The 14,980-nt window shown below is 64.8% G+C and carries 11 protein-coding genes; 4 read left to right on the top strand and 7 right to left on the bottom strand.

Annotated elements, in window-relative coordinates:
* Nucleotides 1-5: 5 nt before the first annotated feature.
* The 4 genes from AC1DSF_RS08840 (at nt 6) to AC1DSF_RS08825 (ending at nt 4,536) form a co-directional block, all read left to right on the top strand.
* Nucleotides 6-1,427: a cytochrome ubiquinol oxidase subunit I gene (locus AC1DSF_RS08840; RefSeq protein WP_478124366.1), complete on the top strand. Its 1,422-nt coding sequence runs from the start codon at nt 6-8 to the stop codon at nt 1,425-1,427.
* On the top strand, nt 1,424-2,443 hold the full coding sequence (cydB, locus tag AC1DSF_RS08835) for a cytochrome d ubiquinol oxidase subunit II (RefSeq protein ID WP_478124365.1): 1,020 nt from the start codon (nt 1,424-1,426) through the stop codon (nt 2,441-2,443). The genes AC1DSF_RS08840 and cydB overlap by 4 nt, the downstream gene beginning before the upstream one ends.
* A gap of 71 nt (nt 2,444-2,514) precedes the next feature.
* Nucleotides 2,515-3,279 carry an SDR family NAD(P)-dependent oxidoreductase gene (locus tag AC1DSF_RS08830; protein ID WP_478124364.1) on the top strand — a complete coding sequence of 255 codons (765 nt, stop codon included), beginning with the start codon at nt 2,515-2,517 and terminating at the stop codon, nt 3,277-3,279.
* Nucleotides 3,280-3,300: 21 nt separating this feature from the next.
* Nucleotides 3,301-4,536 (top strand): acyl-CoA dehydrogenase family protein, encoded by a 1,236-nt coding sequence (locus AC1DSF_RS08825; protein ID WP_478124363.1) that lies wholly within the window; start codon nt 3,301-3,303, stop codon nt 4,534-4,536.
* Between the two features lie 6 nt (nt 4,537-4,542).
* Here the strand turns inward: AC1DSF_RS08825 and AC1DSF_RS08820 are convergent, their stop codons facing one another.
* From AC1DSF_RS08820 to AC1DSF_RS08790, 7 genes are all read right to left on the bottom strand, one after another.
* Complete coding sequence (locus AC1DSF_RS08820; RefSeq protein WP_478124362.1) at nt 4,543-5,727, bottom strand: ABC transporter substrate-binding protein; 1,185 nt, start codon at nt 5,725-5,727, stop codon at nt 4,543-4,545.
* 43 nt (nt 5,728-5,770) lie between these two features.
* Nucleotides 5,771-6,478 (bottom strand): ABC transporter ATP-binding protein, encoded by a 708-nt coding sequence (locus AC1DSF_RS08815; protein ID WP_478124361.1) that lies wholly within the window; start codon nt 6,476-6,478, stop codon nt 5,771-5,773.
* Nucleotides 6,465-7,229: an ABC transporter ATP-binding protein gene (locus AC1DSF_RS08810; RefSeq protein ID WP_478124360.1), complete on the bottom strand. Its 765-nt coding sequence runs from the start codon at nt 7,227-7,229 to the stop codon at nt 6,465-6,467. The genes AC1DSF_RS08815 and AC1DSF_RS08810 overlap by 14 nt, the downstream gene beginning before the upstream one ends.
* Entirely contained in the window at nt 7,222-8,241 is a 1,020-nt protein-coding gene (locus AC1DSF_RS08805; RefSeq protein WP_478124359.1) for a branched-chain amino acid ABC transporter permease, read from the bottom strand. Before AC1DSF_RS08805 ends, AC1DSF_RS08810 begins: the two co-directional genes overlap by 8 nt.
* The gene (locus AC1DSF_RS08800; protein WP_478124358.1) at nt 8,241-9,107 is read right to left on the bottom strand and encodes a branched-chain amino acid ABC transporter permease; all 867 of its coding nucleotides are present in this window, start codon (nt 9,105-9,107) and stop codon (nt 8,241-8,243) included. The genes AC1DSF_RS08805 and AC1DSF_RS08800 overlap by 1 nt, the downstream gene beginning before the upstream one ends.
* 235 nt (nt 9,108-9,342) lie before the next feature.
* On the bottom strand, nt 9,343-13,371 hold the full coding sequence (locus tag AC1DSF_RS08795) for a Pls/PosA family non-ribosomal peptide synthetase (RefSeq protein WP_478124357.1): 4,029 nt from the start codon (nt 13,369-13,371) through the stop codon (nt 9,343-9,345).
* 108 nt (nt 13,372-13,479) lie between these two features.
* Nucleotides 13,480-14,853: a hypothetical protein gene (locus tag AC1DSF_RS08790; RefSeq protein WP_478124356.1), complete on the bottom strand. Its 1,374-nt coding sequence runs from the start codon at nt 14,851-14,853 to the stop codon at nt 13,480-13,482.
* Nucleotides 14,854-14,980: the final 127 nt, after the last annotated feature.

Here is a 14,980-nt window from a genome sequence, read left to right as displayed (position 1 = left end):
GCATCATGGTGTTCGATGCGGTCCTGCTGTCGCGAATCCAGTTCGGGTTCCTGATCAGCTTCCACATCATCTTCCCGGCATTCACGATCGGGCTGGCGGCGTGGCTGGCCACCATCGAAGGCGCGAGGCTGGCGACTGGCAACAACCTCTATCGGAGAGTCTTCGATTTCTGGCTGCCGATCTTCGCGGTGTCTTTCGGAATGGGGGTGGTCACCGGCATCGTGATGGCATTCCAGTTCGGAACCAACTGGGGCGTGCTGTCGGTGAAGACAGGCGCCATCCAGGGGCCGCTGCTGGGCTACGAGGGGTTCACGGCCTTCATGCTCGAAGCGACCTTCTTCGGCGTGATGCTGCTCGGGCGCGACCGCGTGTCGCCGCGCTTCTACTTCGTGGCTTGCTGCATGGTGTCGCTGGGCACGATGTTCTCGTCCTTCTGGATCCTGGCCAACAACAGCTGGATGCAAGTTCCGCTGGGTCACACCATCGTCGACGGCAAGATCATCCCGAGTGACTGGATGCAGATCGTGCTCGGTCCTGTCCAACTGGTTCGATGGCCGCACATGCTGCTCGCGGCCATGCTGACGACGTCGATGTGCGTGTCCGCAACTGGCGCCTGGTATCTGCTGCGGCGCGTGCATGTCGACGAAGGCCGGATGATGCTGCACTGGGGACTCGGGCTGGCCGCGGTACTGATCCCGGTTCAACTCTTCTTCGGGCATCTGACGGGCGAGTACGTGCTGAAGCACCAGCCGGCCAAGTTTGCCGCCATCGAGGCACGCTGGAAGAACGAGCAACCCGCGAGCGAAGTGCTGATTGCCATTCCCGACGAGAAGAATGAACGCAACCTCTATGCCATCTCGGTGCCAAGGCTGGGCAGTTTCATTGCGTCCGGCAACTTCACCTCGGCAGAGCGGGGCCTCGAATCGTTTCCGCCGGAGGACCGGCCGCCGGTGCTGATTCCGTTCTTCGCGTTCCGGTTGATGGTCGGCATGGGACTTGTCATGCTGGCTGTCTCGTGGGTTGGCAATCTGTTGCGCTGGCGCGGCAAGCTGGAGTCCTCGCGCTGGTTTCTCTGGTGCACCTTCGCGGCCTTTCCGACGGGCTTTGTCGCCATCCTCACGGGCTGGTACACCGCCGAGATCGGGCGCCAGCCCTGGGTGGTCTATGGCCTGCTGCGAACCGCGGATGCCGTCACCCCTTCGCTCACCGCCAGCGACGTGATGACATCGCTGATCGTCTACGTGGCGGTCTACTGCCTTTTCGTTACCTTCGGCATCTACTACATCTACAAGCTGCTTCGGGACGGACCGCGTGCCAGGACGAAGGTGACGGCCACCGTCACGGGCAGCCGGCCGCTCGCCATTGCGGCGCACACTGAAACGCCCGCCGACGCCAGGGCCAGGGCCAGGGCCGGAGGCATCGCATGAGCCAGGCCCAACCCAGCGATCTGGCGCTCTTCTGGGCGGCTGTGATCGCCGGGTCGATCCTGGTCTACGTGATCCTCGACGGCTTCGATCTCGGCGTCGGAATCCTCTTCGGCACCACGTCCGAAGAGAGCCATCGGTTGTCCATGATGGAAACGATCGCGCCCTTCTGGGACGGCAACGAAACATGGCTGGTGGTGGTCGGCGCAGGCTTGTTCGCGACCTTTCCCGTGGTCTATGCCGTGTTTCTCGGCGCTTTCTACCTGCCCATCCTCCTGTTGCTCGTGGGCCTGATCTTTCGAGGCATCGCCTTCGAGTTCCGCTTTCACAGCCGCAGGATGCGCTGGGTCTGGGACACCGGCTTCTTCCTCGGCTCGACGATGGTCGCGTTCGTCCAGGGAGCGGCGGTGGGGGCCTTGATGCGCGGGCTTCCGGTGGCAAACGAGCAGTTCGCAGGCACTTCCCTGGAGTGGCTGCATCCCTTTTCGGTGCTCACCGGCGTCGGCCTCGTCCTCGGCTATGCGCTGCTCGGCGCAGGCTGGATCGTGCTCAAGAGCGAAGGCGAGCTGCGCGCCTGGGCCTATCGCCGCATTCCCTGGCTGGCAGCGTCAGTCTTCGCGATCATCGGGCTCGCTTTCGCCGTTTCGCTCACGGTCGACGCGGGAGCGGTCGCGCAGGGGCACCTCGCCGATCGGCCCTGGGGTTGGGTCTTTCCGGTGGTGGCAATTGCCGCGCTGATCGGCGTCCTCACCGGCGCCCGCTCGCGCAGGGATGGCGCCGCCTATGCGATGACCGTGCTGTTCATCGCCGCAGCCTACCTGACGCTGGGAGTGATGTTCTGGCCTTACATGGTCCCGTATGCAGTGACGGTCGGCAGCGCGGCAGCGCCGGACGAATCGCTGCGCTTTCTCTTCTATGGCGGTGTCGTCGTGCTGCCCGTGATCGCGCTCTATACCTTCGGCGTTTACTGGGTGTTCCGCGGCAAGGTACGCGGCGCCCAGGCCGATTCGAGGAACTAAAGCGACAGATCTCTCCCGGCGGTCCTGCTATCTTCAAAATCGCAGATCCGCAAGCTTTCCAGGAGAAATCCATGTCCTTGTTTTCGTTGGCCGGCAAGGTGGCCATCATCACGGGCTCGTCGCGTGGCATCGGGCGCGCCATCGCCGAACGCATGGCTGAACAAGGCGCCAGGGTCGTCATCTCTTCACGCAAGCCGGAGCCTTGCGCCGAAGTGCGTGATGCGATCAACCGCAAGCACGGTGACGGCAGCGCGATCTCGATCCCCGCGAACATTTCCTCCAAGCAGGAGCTCAAGCACCTGGTGGAAGAGACGACCCGGCAGCTCGGCAAGGTCGACGTGCTGGTCTGCAATGCGGCGTCCAACCCCTACTACGGGCCGCTGGCAGGCATCGAAGACGACCAGTTCCGCAAGATCCTCGAGAACAACGTAATCGCCAACCATTGGCTGATCAATTTCGCGGTGCCCCAGATGATCGAGCGCAAGGAAGGGTCGATCATCATCGTCTCTTCCATTGGCGGGCTGCGTGGATCGCCGGTGATTGGTGCCTACAACGTCTCGAAGGCTGCCGACTTCCAGTTGGCCCGCAACCTGGCCGTGGAGTATGGGCCGCACAACGTGCGCGTGAATTGCATCGCGCCCGGCCTCATCAAGACCGACTTCGCGCGCGCGCTCTGGGAGGACCCGGAGAACCTTCGGCACCGCACGGCCAGCACGCCGCTGCGGCGCATCGGCGAACCCGACGAGATCGCGGGCGCCGCGGTTTTCCTCGCATCGCAAGCGGGCGCTTTCATGACGGGGCAAAGCCTCGTCATCGACGGCGGCGTGACCTGTTAACGCCATCAGGCAGAGGAACACATGGACTTCACACTTTCAGGAAAGCAGGTGCATTGGCGCGATCGCGTCGTCGCCTTCATGAATCGCCACGTCTACCCGGCGGTGCCGCTTTACATGCAGCAGATGAAGGACTTCGGCGAGAACCGCTGGCAAGTGGTTCCCATCGTCGAGGACCTCAAGGCCAAGGCAAAGTCCGAAGGTCTGTGGAACCTCTTCCTGCCGCTCGATTCGGTGCCCGAAGGCAGCCCCTACCGCGGCGCGGGCCTGACCAATCTCGAGTACGCGGTCTGTGCCGAAGAAATGGGCAAGGTCAACTTCGCGTCCGAAGTCTTCAACTGCTCGGCGCCGGACACCGGCAACATGGAAGTGCTCATCCGCTACGGAACCGATGAGCACAAGGCGCGCTGGTTGCAGCCGCTGCTGGCGGGCGAGATTCGCTCCGCCTTCCTGATGACCGAGCCGGACGTAGCCTCTTCGGACGCAACCAACATCCAGACCGAGATTCGCCGCGACGGCGATCACTACGTCATCAACGGCCGCAAGTGGTGGTCTTCAGGCGTGGGCGATCCGCGCTGCCGGATCGCGATCGTCATGGGCAAGACGGACCCCGACGCGCCGCGCCATTCGCAACAGTCGCAGATCCTCGTGCCGCTGGACACGCCCGGCATCGAGATCGTGCGCATGCTGCCGGTGTTCGGCTTCGACGACGCTCCGCACGGGCATGCCGAAGTGGTGTTCCGCAATGTGCGGGTCCCGGCGTCGAACCTGCTTCTGGGCGAAGGCCGCGGCTTCGAGATTGCACAAGGTCGGCTCGGCCCCGGTCGCATTCACCACTGCATGCGAACCATCGGCAGCGCCGAAGTCGCGCTGGAGAAGATGGTCAAGCGGCTGCAGTCGCGTGTGGCTTTCGGCAAGCGCATCTCCGAGCAGTCGGTGTGGGAACAGCGCGTGGCCGAAGCGCGCATCGACATCGAGATGACGCGTCTGCTGTGCCTGAAGGCGGCGGACATGATGGACCGCGTCGGCAACAAGGTGGCGCGGCTCGAGATCGCGATGATCAAGGTCGCGGCGCCGCGCATGGCGCTGAGGATCATCGACGACGCGATCCAGGCGCACGGCGCCGGCGGCGTGACCACCGATTTCGGCCTCGCCAAGCAGTACGCGAGCATGCGCACGATGCGCCTGGCCGACGGGCCCGACGAAGTCCACAACCGGGCGATTGCCCGGATGGAATACGGCAAGTACCCGGCGGCCTGACGGCACTTACTTCATCAGGTCGCTCAGGTTCACCGGCTTGATCTTGCCGCCTTCAACGGTGGCAACCACCGGATCGACGATGGTTCCGCCCACGTCATCCACACCCTTGAAATCCCCGGCGTTGGTTTCCTTCGGCAGCTTGGCGAGCGCTTCGCCCATCTTGGCGCGAATGGCGGCGGCATCGGTAGTCGTGCCCGCCAGCTTCATGGCGTTGGCCAGGGCATGCGTCAACGCGTAGTTGTAGGAGGATTCGGTGGTCGGATCCTTGTCGGCGCCGTAAGCCTTGCGGTAGGCCGCGGCGAAGGTCTTGGGGCCCACGCGTTCGTCGTAGGACACCGGCAGCACGCCGATCGAGCCTTCCAGAGGCGCGAGGCCACCCGTGACCTTGGCCATCTCGTCGAGCTTTGCCTGGTCCATGATCAGGAAGCCGCCCTTGAAGCCGAGCTCGCGCGCCTGCTTGGCGACCAGCGCCGTCGGCTCCGACGGACCGCCGATGAACAGCACGTCGGGCTTCTCGGCCAGCACACGGCTCACGCCGCTGTAGAAGTCGGCCGAGCGGTTATAGGACATGGGGTTGTTCGACACGATGGTGCCGCCGGCCTTCTCCCATGCGGGGCCGAAGAGCTGCGTCCAGTTCTTCGCGTACTCGTGGTCGCCCGGCAGCATGCCGACCTTCTTGCCAAACTTGGTCATCTCGTAGCGCGTGAAGGGCTCGATGTAGGAATTGAAGGTCGGCGGAATGCGCACCGTGAGCTTATTGCCCGTCTCTGTGATCTTGGGCGTGCTGGAGTACGCCATCACGATGAACTTCTCCTGCTCGTTGAAGGCCTGCATGGCGTAGATGCCGCCGGAGTGCGGCACGAACACGGCCGGGGTCTGGTATTGCTGCACGAGGCGGCGGGCATTGATCGCGGCATCGGCTGGCGAGTATTTGTCGTCGAGCGCCACGAGTTCCAGCTTGACCTTCTTGCCGGCGACTTCGAGGCCGGAGGCGTTGATCTCCTTGATCGCCATTTCCATGCCGTTGACCACGTTCTTGCCGTACAGCGCCGCACCGCCGCTCAGCGGTCCGGTGAAGCCGATCTTGACGGTGTCTTGCGCCAACGCGCTGCCGGCTCCGAAGGCACCGGCGAGTGCGGCGGCTATCGGCAGCAGGGCCAGGCGACGACGGGGAAATGCAATTGCGTTCATGAGGGAATGTCTCCGGTTGATGGAAAGGAAAGATGGAAGCGGCTCACGCGCCGATGTAGGCAGCCCGCACCGCTTCGTTGTGCAGCAGCGATTCGCGATCGCCTTCGAGCGTGATGTGGCCGCGCTCGATCACGTAAGCCCGATCCGCAATCGCCAGTGCCGAGTACGCGTTCTGCTCCGCCAGCAGCACGGTCGTGCCTGCCTGGTTGATGCGCTGGATGACTTCGAACACCTGCTTGACGATGAGCGGCGCCAGCCCGAGCGAAGGCTCGTCCAGCAGCAGCACCTTGGGTCGGCCCAGCATGGCGCGCCCGATGGCCACCATCTGCTGCTGGCCGCCCGAGAGCGAACCCGCGGGATCGTTCTGCTTCTTCTCGAGGATCGGAAAGAGCTCGAAGACTTCATCGATCGAACGCTGGATGCCCGCCTTGTCGCGCCGATGCACATAGGCGCCGAGCGCGAGGTTCTTTCGGACGGACATCATCGGGAACAGCTTGCGACCCTCTGGACAGTGCACGAGGCCGGCGCCGACGATCTGCGCGGGCCGCTGGCCGACCAGTTCGCGATCGCCGAAGCGGATGCTGCCGGCGCTGGGCTTCTGGATGCCGCTGGCCGCCATGAAGATCGAGGTCTTGCCAGCGCCATTGGCCCCCAGCAGCACGACCAGTTCGCCGGGGCTTGCGTGCAGCGTGACGCCGCTCAGCGCACGAAAACTGCCGTAGTGCAGGTCGACGCCTTCAAACCGCAGCATGGTCCGCTCCCAGGTAGGCTTCGATCACATGCGGATCGCGCCGGATCTCGGCGGGCGTACCCTCGGCGATCTTGGCGCCGTTGTTGAGCACGACGATCTTGTCGGCCAGTCGCATGATCATGTCCATCTTGTGCTCGATCAGGCACACGGTCTTGCCGTGGTCCACCAGCTTTCGGATCAGGGCCGCGAGACCCACTGTCTCTTCGGGATTGACGCCGCCGGCCGGCTCGTCGAGCAGCAACAGTTCGGGGTCGGTGGCGAGCGCCAGCGCAAAGGCCACGCGCTTGCGCTCTTCCTGTGTGATGTCGGCCGCAATGCGATTCGCGACGTGAGAGAGCCCGACGAACTCGAGCGCCTCGCGCGCCTTCTCGCGGCACAGGCGCTCTTCTTCCTTGAGGCGCTGTGTATTCGCGAGCACGTCCCACAGGCCGGACTTCGTGCGCAGGCGATGGCCCACGATCAGGTTGTCCAGCACCGTCGCGTTGTCGAACAGGTGCGTGGCCTGGAAGGTGCGCGCGATGCCTAGCTTGGCGACGTGATCGGGCCGCATGCCGGTGACGTCCCTGCCGTTGAAAGTGATGCGGCCGGAGGTCGGCTTGTGCGTGCCTGCGACGAGGTTGAAGAAAGTGGTCTTGCCGGCGCCGTTCGGGCCGATGATGGCGCTGACCTGTCCGCGCTCGAAGCGTGTCGACACCTGGTCGACGGCGGTAAGGCCAAAGAACTGCTTCGTCAGTGCATCGATTTCAAGCATTGCCCTGCGCCTCCCTTGCGCTTGCATCGTCAGCCGTCGTCTCGCCCGGCTGCCGCCCTGCCCTCGCCGCATCGGCACGCTGCGCACGCCGCTTGAGCCACGTGCCGACGATGCCATCGGGCAGGAAGATGATCAGCGCGATCAGCACGGGGCCGAACACCACCATGCGGTAGTCCTGCAGGAACTGCAGGCTCTGCGTGAGCCACGTGACGAGGAAGGTGCCCACGAGCGGCCCGAGCAGCGTCCCGATGCCGCCGACCAGCACGAACATGATCAGGTCGAAGGTCACTGTTTCGCTTGCGAGATCCGGCCCCAGGAAGCGGACCTGCCCTGCGTACAGCGCGCCCGCGAATCCCGCATACACGACCGACAGCACGAAGGAAAGCGTCTTGGTGCGCATCAGGTCCACGCCGAGCGCTTCGGCCAGATCGTCGCTGTTGCGCACCGCCATGAAGCTTCGGCCGAGCAGCGAACCGACGATGCGCGACATGATCCAGATGCCCAGCGCGAGAAAGGCCAGCACCAGGTAGTACTGCGACAGCGGCGTTCCGAACTGCACCGGGCCGATGCCGGTGGGCGCGGGGATCCCCATGATCCCGACCGGTCCGTGGGTCAGGCTTTCCCACTTCTCGATGAGCAGGAACATGATGTAGCTCACGCACAGCGTGAAGATCGAGAAGTAATGGCCCCTCAGGCGCAACGAAAGCAGCCCGATGAAGTAGCCGAGGATGCCGGTCACCACGCCCGCCAGAGCGAACGCAATCCAGAAGGGCACGTGATGATCGACCGTCAGGATGCCGACCGTGTACGCACCGACCGCCATGAACGCGCCGTGCGCCAGGTTGAACTGGCCGGTGTAGCCGGTGATGAGGTTGAGCCCGAGCGCGGCGATGGCCATGATGAAAGCCTGCGTCGCGACCGAGATCAGGTAGTTGTTCTGCGCGAAGAGCGGAAACACGAGCGCCACGGCGGCGAGAAGCGCCCAGCCGGTCTTGCCTTGAAGCCACTTCATCAGCGCGCCCCCTTCGCCGTGAAGAGGCCCTGCGGCCGGAACGAAAGGATCACCACCAACAGCACGAAGGCGATGATGTCCTTGTAGTCCGTCGAGAAGTAGAAGCCGCCAAAGCTCTCCGCCATGCCGATGATCAGCCCGCCCACGATTGCGCCCGGAAAGCTCCCCATGCCACCCAGGATGATGATGACGAAGGCCTTGGTGATGACCAGATTTCCCATCGCGGGATAAACGAGGTTGATCGGCGCATACAGCACCGCGGCGATGGCCGCGAGCGCGCCAGAGATGGCAAACACCAGCAGCGTCACGCGCGTGGCGTCGATGCCCACAAGCGCGGCGCCGTCGCGGTTCTGCGCCATGGCGATGATGGTCGAGCCGAGCACCGTGTGGTTCAGGAACAAGTGCAGCAACACCATCAGCCCGAACGCGCCGGCGATGATCAGCAGTCGCTGCAGGGGCGCGGTGAGTCCGAAGATCTCCACCACCTGCCCGTAAGGCGTCGGCATGCGATGAAAGTCCGCACCGAACAACGCCTGCGCGCCGGCTTCGAGGAAAAGCAGGATGCCGATGGCGGCGATCATGTCGTGCAGTTCGGGGGCATTGCGCAGCGGATGAAACACCAGCCTTTGCGCGAGCATCGCAATCACCGCGACGATGGCCGCCGCTCCGGCCATCGCGAGCCAGTAGTTGACGCCCAGCTTGGCCATCAGGTAGTAGCCAGCGAATGCGCCGCTCATGTAGAACGCGCCGTGCGCGAAGTTCGGCACGTGCAGGATGCCGTACACCAGCGTCAGCCCCAGCGCGACGAGGCTGTAGACACCGCCGATGGTGAGACCGTTCAGGAATTGTTGAAAGAAGAGTTCCACATGCTTCCTCGGGATGGCCCGGGATGGCTCCGGGTTGAGACAGCGGTCATTGTGGAAGCGCGGGCTGCCGCGCGGGCTCAAGGTTTGTCCGGAGAGCGCGTCACTTGAGAGACACCCAGGAGACAGTCACTCCTACCGGCCGGTAGGTTGGGCACGGCGGGAACGGCGAATATCCCTGCAACTTTCGGGAATTGGCCCGCCCCGGGCCTGAGCCTGCTGGAAAGGCGAAAGAGGCTCAGCCGGGTGCGGCGGGGTTCCCGCTCCAGCGTGTCGCTGGCGGAATGCTTTCGCCCTTCATGACCAACGTCATCGGCCCCAGTTGCGCGCCATCGTTCACGGTCGCCCCATACAGCACCGTGCTGCGCGGCCCGATGCTCACTTTCGAACCGATGTTCACGTGATGGATCTTCATCACCCGGTCTTCGAACAGGTGGGTTTGCGGACACGTCATCGCGTTGAGTTCGCTGTAGTCGCCGATGTGGACGCAATCGAATTCGGTGAAGTCGGTAGTGTCCAGATAGACGCCGCGGCCGATGCGCGCGCCCATCAGATTGAAGGCGATGGGCAGCCAGGGCGTGCCGCGCAGATAGTGCATGAAGTTCGGCACCGCGAGCCCTTCGTACAAGTTCGTCGCCGCTTCGGAGAGCCAGACGAAAGGCGTCCACATCGGCACCGCCAACGGCCGGTAGCGGCGCAAGAAGAGCCACTTGAACATCGCCACGAAGACGAAGGTGGAGAGCCCGAAGATCAGCCCGTCGACGGTGAGATACCACGCGACGGCGCCCCAGTGCTCGGCAGCCGCGGACGGCATCACGGCCAGCACGATGCTGTAGCCGGCGGCGATCACCATCGCGTGCGGCGCGACGATGCGGAAGGCTTCGACCATGCCCCGGCCCAGGCGGCGCAGTGGCGAGGGCTTGAAAGTCAGCGATTCAGGATGGCCGCTGACGATCTCGCGCGCCGGCAACCGCAGCGCGGGCGAGCCCACCCAGGTGTCGCCACTGCGAAGCGCCGATGCTTCCGGCGCGCGGCCCAGCACCCCGATCAGCACGTTCTCGGGCAAGGTGGTGCCATCGGGCAGATAGGCGCCGTTGCCGACGAAGCTGCGGCGGGAAATGACGGTCGGCCGCATCGTCATCCAGCCGCCGTCGATCTCCTCGTCGCCCAGAAGCACCGCGTCGGCGATGAAGGTGTCGTCGCCAAGCGTCAGCATGTCAGGCACGACGCCAAGCGCGGTCGAGATCTCCGCGTTGCGCCCCACCTTGGCGCCGAGCAACCGGTACCACATCGGCGCGAAAAGCGTGGCGTACACACCATGCAGCACCTGCAGGCTGGATTCCTGGATCTGGTTGACCAGCCATTTGCCGCAGTAGACATTGCTGTGCACGGGCCAGCTCCCGCTCTTCAGGCGCGGCAAGACGCTCCAGCGGATGGCCGCGGAAATCAAGGCCGTGAGCACGATCATCACGGCCCCTGCCGGCAGCGCGAGCACGAAGTACTTGAACAGGCGCAACACCGTCGAACTCGTTTCGAGCCACGGAAACCGTTCGGTGTCGTCCAGCACGTCGATCAGCATGAAGGTCGGAAACACCGGCAGGAAGAACAGGGCCGCCACCAGCATCGCACCGCCCAGGAAGAACACGCCTTCGCCCGCGAGCCGCCGATTGCTGACCGGTGGGCGGGGACGCAACCCGGCAGCGTCGAAAGGGCCGACGTCGCGCGCGGGTGAACCGCTCCAGATGCGCCCTGCAGGCACTGTCTGCCCATCGGCGAGCGCCGACTGCCCGTCCAGATGGCCCCAGCTCCCGACGCGCGTGTTGCCTTCCAGCACGGCGTAGGAGCCAATGTGCGCCTCTGCGCCGATGTCGACGGGACCAATGATCAGTTCGCCGCGCTGCACGCGCGCGTTCTCGAAGTTCACGGCATTGCCGATGCTCGCGCGGTCGCCGAGCGTGAACAGGTCGGGTGCGCGCAGCTTGATCGAGCCGATGCTCGCGTCCTTGCCGATGCGCGCGCCCAATGCGCGCAGCCACCAGGCATGCAGCGATGAACCGCTGATGAAGTACGTCGGCGCGGCATCGACCAGCCGGTCGGCCAGCCACCAGCGGAAATAGGTCAGGCCCCAGAGCGGGTAACGACCCGGCTTGAGCCGGCCTGCGATGAGCCATTTGCCGGCGACGGCCAGTGCGAATTCAAGCAGCGTCGCGCCCAGGAACACCACGACCGACATCACCACCGCAAAGGGGATGGAATCCCCTGCCCCGCCTGTATAGAAGTGATACGTGAAAAACGGGGCGAGCCACTGCATCATGCGGATCGCGACCAATACGGGGATTGCCGCGGCCTGTGCGACTCCGCAACGCCAGCGGCGCCATGCCGAAGGCGGCGTCCAGTCCGGCACGGGCTGCGCTTGCCGCGCACCGCATGATTCGAGCGCTGCGGCAATGCCGTCCACTGTGCGGCGCTGGTAGATATCGCGCACCGTGATCTGGGCAAAGCGCCGATCGGCGCGCAGCAGGGACGCGAGGCGTGCCGCCAGCAGCGAGTGGCCGCCGAGTTCGTCGAAAAAATCCGACGTACGTCGGATCGCCAGGCCGGGAAAGAGCCCTGCCAAAGCGGCGAAGAGCGCCACTTCGACCGGAGTCTCCGGTGCATCCGAGCCTTCGGATGGCCCTTTCGCTTCGGGCAGAGGCTGCGACTTGAGCGTCTTTCGGTCGATCTTGCCGGAACTCAGGCGCGGCATTTGCGCCAACACCTCGTAGCGGCTGGGCACCATGTAGGGTGGCAGCCGCGCGCCCAGCGCGGAGCGCAACGATGACGCTGAAAGCGCCGTGCCACTGTCCGCCACGAGAAAGGCGATCAACTGGTCGACGCCCTCCACCTGACGCAGCACCACAGCGGCTGTGCCGACACCCGGCTGCTGCGCCAGCACAGCTTCGATCTCGCCGAGCTCCACCCGAAAGCCGCGGATCTTGATCTGGTCGTCCGTGCGGCCCAGGCACTGCACGCGCCCGTCTTCGTCGATGCGCGCCAGATCACCCGTGCGATAGAGCCGATCGTCGTGCGCACCGCTTGACCAAGGGTTGGGGAGAAACTTCTCGGCCGTCAGCTCGGGGCGCGCGAGATAGCCCGCAGCGACGCCGGGACCGGCAATGCACAGTTCGCCAACCTCGCCACGCGGCAGCAATTTGAGCCCCTGCTCCACGTCAGGCGCAATGACCAGCAACGCGTAATTCGGCAACGGCAGGCCGATGGTCACGCGATCGCCAGCACGCAACTCAGCCATGCTCGCCGAGACGGTTGCCTCGGTCGGGCCGTAGCTGTTGAAGATCTGCCGGTCGGCCCGCGCCCAGCGTTCGACCAGCGATGCGGGGCACATTTCGCCGCCCAGGTTGATCAGGCGCAATCCGGGGACATCGCGATCGAACAACGCAAGCAGCGTCGGTACGGCATGCAGCACGCTGATGCGCTGTTCGATCAGCGCCTTCGGCAATGCTTCCGGATCGGACGCAATGGCTTTCGGCGCAATCCAGAGCGTCGCCCCGACGAGGTAGCTCAGCCAGATCTCCTCGAAGGACATGTCGAACGCAACCGAGAAGCCCTGGTAGACGCGGTCGTCCTCCCGCACGCCCAACACGGCGTTCTCGCTGCGAAGGAAGTGGCAGATGCTTTGCTGGCTGATCCCGATTCCCTTGGGCTTGCCGGTGGAGCCGGAGGTGTAGATCACGTACGCCGGGTGATCCGGCGCTGTGCCTTCGCGGCGACGCAGCGTCTCTCGTTGAACGCCGCCCAGGAGCATCTCGTCCGTCCAGAGGGTCCGCTCGGTCGCCAGCCGCTCGGGCCCCAGGGCTGCGCAACCCACGACGCCGACAGCATCGGCGTCATCCAGGCAAGCAGCGATGCGCTCGGGCGGCGTGTCGGCATCGAAGGGCAGCCAGGCAGCGCCGCTCTTGGCGATGGCGAGCTGCATGACCAGCAGCTCGACGCCGCGTGGGAGCCACAGGCCGACGATGTGCCCCGGCCGAACGCCGGCATCGATCAGCCTGGAAGCGGCCCGACTCGCCTGGGCATCGAGTTCTCCGTAGCTGATCTCCCGCTCGCCGAAGATCAGCGCAGTACGTGCGGGAGCCCTCTCGGCAGTGGCCTCGAACAGGTCGGCAAGGGTCTCGGATCGGAGCAACTCAGGCCGGTCAGGGCCATGAATGATGTCGGGAGAATCTGCGGAAGCGGCGTGGGGACTGGGGTCGGAATTCGGGCGGAACATCGGGCGTGCGGGCTTGGCAGCGCGGCAATGCGTCTGCCGGCGACCGGGTCTGGATTGTCGTTCAAGCTTCGCCAGAGAAGGCAGCCGCCGACACCCATACAGTGCAACTTATGGCAACGCGTCGAACAATTGGCGGTCGACCTTCCATTCCGGACCGTAGGTCGCATCCGCATATGCATACACAACGGCGGAACCCAGCATTCCATGGAGTACATCGCCCTGCGCCGCGCGTCGGCTGATGACTGCGGTCAGCGCGCCCTTGCGCGCCAGGTCCTGCAACGCCAGGTCGACCCAGCGCTTCAGTTGTGCCGGTTCGAGGGCGGCGACTTCCTTCTTCATCGCCTGGATCTGCTCTCGAAGCCAAGTGCCGCTGTCCACGCTCGCGACAGCCGGCGCGGCGGGGGGATCATCCGGAGGCGGCGCCTGAATGACCGGTGCGCTCGCCGGCCGTGCGCCCTCCCCCGCGCCGTCGTGCACGGGCTCGTTGCGCAAGAGGGAACGGAGGTACGAAAAGGCGTTGTCGATGCTCCGCAACGACTTGTTGGCAGCGCGTCGTTCCAGCACCTCGATCTGCATACGCACACGCTCGTCGCCGAACTCCTTGATGAGCCCTTCAAGCTTGATTTCGCGGATGCCGAGCGTCTCGGCCCGCAGCACGAGCGTGGCATCGACGGGTTCGCCCGCAAGCTGCCGCGGCGCGATCGCCTGGCGCTTCTTGCGCACCGCAAATTGCACTTCGGTGATCACCCTGCCCTGCTTGTGCTCGACCAGGTCGATGTCGAGATCCGTCTCGGCGTTGATTTCGGCAATGGCGTCCTTGACGCGTTCGTTCTTGAACTTGCGCCATTCACGACGATCAGGCCCGGGCCCGTTGCTCAAGGCGTCCACCCACCAGTTCACGGGCTTGCGGCTGGTCACCCCGCTTGGATTCTCGCGGTAGCGCGCGCAAATCTCGTAGAGCGCGACGGCGGTGTAGGAGCCCAGCTTGGCGAGGACATCGAGGTCGATCCTCGCCCAGCGCTGCGGCTCTCTCAGCGCGGCCATGATCGTGGGGGGGTAGGACCAGCTCACCCAGTTTTCGCCGCGGCGCTGTTCCAGTGCCACTTCCGACAGCATCGAGAAGCCGCGCCACTTGACGCCGTCGCCGGGCGCGGTCGACTCCCAGTCCACCTCCAGGCTGCGCATCTCGATCAAATACTTCTTCGCTGCGGTGCGCTCGCTGCCACTGGAACCGGTCGTCCTCAGGATGGCCGCCAAGGGCGCCTCGAACATGAAGTCCGCCGCGGGCATCGCCGGCAGCGCGACCAGTCGGGTCTGAGCCACCTGCAGCAACGCGCTGTAGATGCGCCGGCCCGTGAGCGTCACGCGCGCGGAGCGAGGCATCATCACGATCATCTCGTGCGGCTTGCGCAACTCCAGGATCTCATCGACGCCCGGTCCGATGGCCGGTTTGTCGACAGGTGTGGCGGAGGGTGTGCTCATGAAGGCGAGATCTTATGTCCAAGAGCTGTTGGACACAAGATCCGCAGAAGTTCAGCGCTAAGGCGATGGAAACCTGGACAGTTCGCACGCAAAGCTGGCGCGCGACCCGATTAAAGGCTGGACATTC

The organism is Variovorax sp. 01N429, from assembly GCF_056399425.1.
Note: the sequence above shows the minus strand (reverse complement) of the source record. Positions and strands in the feature narration are given on the sequence as shown.

Bases quoted from the DNA above. Each gene is read 5' to 3' on its own strand.
- AC1DSF_RS08815 (WP_478124361.1), bottom strand. From the start codon at position 6,478: ATGCTGCGGTTTGAAGGCGTCGACCTGCACTACGGCAGTTTTCGTGCG.
- AC1DSF_RS08825 (WP_478124363.1), top strand. From the start codon at position 3,301: ATGGACTTCACACTTTCAGGAAAGCAGGTGCATTGGCGCGATCGCGTC.
- AC1DSF_RS08790 (WP_478124356.1), bottom strand. From the start codon at position 14,853: ATGAGCACACCCTCCGCCACACCTGTCGACAAACCGGCCATCGGACCG.
- AC1DSF_RS08805 (WP_478124359.1), bottom strand. From the start codon at position 8,241: ATGAAGTGGCTTCAAGGCAAGACCGGCTGGGCGCTTCTCGCCGCCGTG.
- AC1DSF_RS08840 (WP_478124366.1), top strand. From the start codon at position 6: ATGGTGTTCGATGCGGTCCTGCTGTCGCGAATCCAGTTCGGGTTCCTG.
- AC1DSF_RS08820 (WP_478124362.1), bottom strand. From the start codon at position 5,727: ATGAACGCAATTGCATTTCCCCGTCGTCGCCTGGCCCTGCTGCCGATA.
- AC1DSF_RS08795 (WP_478124357.1), bottom strand. From the start codon at position 13,371: ATGTTCCGCCCGAATTCCGACCCCAGTCCCCACGCCGCTTCCGCAGAT.
- AC1DSF_RS08830 (WP_478124364.1), top strand. From the start codon at position 2,515: ATGTCCTTGTTTTCGTTGGCCGGCAAGGTGGCCATCATCACGGGCTCG.
- cydB (WP_478124365.1), top strand. From the start codon at position 1,424: ATGAGCCAGGCCCAACCCAGCGATCTGGCGCTCTTCTGGGCGGCTGTG.
- AC1DSF_RS08810 (WP_478124360.1), bottom strand. From the start codon at position 7,229: ATGCTTGAAATCGATGCACTGACGAAGCAGTTCTTTGGCCTTACCGCC.